This is a genomic window from Gemmatimonadales bacterium, from assembly GCA_036265815.1.
In the GTDB taxonomy this organism is placed as follows: domain Bacteria; phylum Gemmatimonadota; class Gemmatimonadetes; order Gemmatimonadales; family GWC2-71-9; genus CAVVWJ01.
Genome location: DATAOI010000008.1, coordinates 1 through 1,586 on the forward strand (window position 1 = coordinate 1; position 1,586 = coordinate 1,586).

Below are 1,586 nucleotides of genomic sequence, written 5' to 3' on the forward strand. Positions count from 1 at the left end.
TGACCTGTCGGCCGATGGCGGTCCGCACCCCGGCGGCGGTCGCCGAGGCGCGGTTGAAGCGGCCGCGCGCGAAGCGGAAGAAGGAGGGCCGCAAGCTCAGCCAGGCCCAGCGGCTCCTGTGCCGGTGGACGGTGATGGTCACCGACCTCGCGGCGGAGCGGTTCACGGCGGAGGCGCTCTGGGTCTTGTACCGAGTGCGCCGGCAAGTCGAACTGCTGTTCAACGCCGATTTCCGGTGGTGTCTGGCCTTGGCTGCCGCCCCTTGAGATGCTGGTAGCGGAGGGAGCGATCCGTCCAAGTGGTGTGTCTCGTGACTGTTGCGATCCGGATGGACCGGCATGCATCCCATCGAACAACTCTGCTGCCAGAATTCCCAATGCCCCGAGGCCGGCCGCCGGGGCCTCGGCAATCTCACCTTCCGCGGCTACAGCGGCAAGACCCGACGCATCCGGATGGTCTACTGCCGCACCTGCAAGGCTCGCTTCTCCGAACGCAAGGGCACCGTCCTGGAGCAGGCCCGGCTGCCCGACGCGAAGGTCCATGCCGTCCTGGACCACATCCGAGAGGGCTGTGGGACTCGCGCCACCAGTCGCCTGGTGAAGGTGGATAAGAACACGGTCACGCGCTACATCGCCCTGGCCGGCGCCCATGCCGAGCCCCTCCACCGGGAGTTGGTGGCCTTTTCCCCCCGAGACGCGTGAGGTCCAACTTGATGAGAAGTGGGGCTTCGTCTACCAGAAGGAGAAGGCGTGCGATCCGCTGGACCCGTTGGACCGCCTGCGGGGTGATGACCGGGACCATACGGCCGTCGATCCCGAGAGCCGGCTCTTGCTGTGCCTGGTGCCGGGCAAGCGGGAGGGCGCGGCCTGCGAGCAGGTCATCCAGGAGGTCCACGACCGGACGGCGGGGAGGACGGATCTGCTCTTCACCAGCGACGAGCATGCCCCGTATGAGACGGCAATCAAGGAGGTCTATGGTATCGAGCGGCCCCGGCCGAAGCGTCCGGGGCCGGGCCGCCCGCCCAAGCCCGTGAAGGTCCCGCCGGAGGATCTGTGCTACGCGACCGTGCGGAAGCGGCGGGCGAAGGGGCGTGTGGTGGAGGTGGTGCGGACTCTGGTCTACGGGACACTGGCGTTACTGCAGGCGTGGCTGGATCGCTCGACGGTCAGCACGACGATCAATACGTCATTCGTCGAGCGGCACAACGGGACGGACCGTCATCAGAACCGCCGCAAGCATCGCAAGACCTACGGCTTCTCCAAGGAGATCGCCCTGCACCACGCTGCGTCGTACTTCATCGGGTACAGCTATAATTTCTGCTGGTGCGTGAGGACGTTACGAGTTGCCGGAGAGGATGGTCACTGGCAACCCCGCACCCCGGCGATGGCCGCGGGACTGACGGGTCACGTGTGGACCCTCTGGGAGTGGATTACTTACCCGGCCAAACCGAGGTAGCTATTCCCAGACACCACCGGAAATCGGCGCTCAATGATCGCGCCCGAGCCCGGCAGGAGAACGCGGCGGCGCTGCCCGCGCTGAGCGGGAGCGAGTGGTCCAAGGTGCGCGGGCTGCTGGGGGCCGAGGCG

General features: G+C 67.0%; 3 protein-coding genes. All 3 read left to right on the top strand.

The annotated features are described in order from the left end of the window. On the top strand, positions 1-266 hold a 266-nt coding region (locus tag VHR41_01195), incomplete at its 5' end, for a hypothetical protein (protein HEX3232780.1). A gap of 72 nt (positions 267-338) precedes the next feature. Continuing rightward, entirely contained in the window at positions 339-701 is a 363-nt protein-coding gene (locus tag VHR41_01200; protein ID HEX3232781.1) for a hypothetical protein, read from the top strand. Beyond that, entirely contained in the window at positions 649-1,455 is an 807-nt protein-coding gene (locus tag VHR41_01205) for a hypothetical protein (GenBank protein ID HEX3232782.1), read from the top strand. Before VHR41_01200 ends, VHR41_01205 begins: the two co-directional genes overlap by 53 nt. Positions 1,456-1,586: the final 131 nt, after the last annotated feature.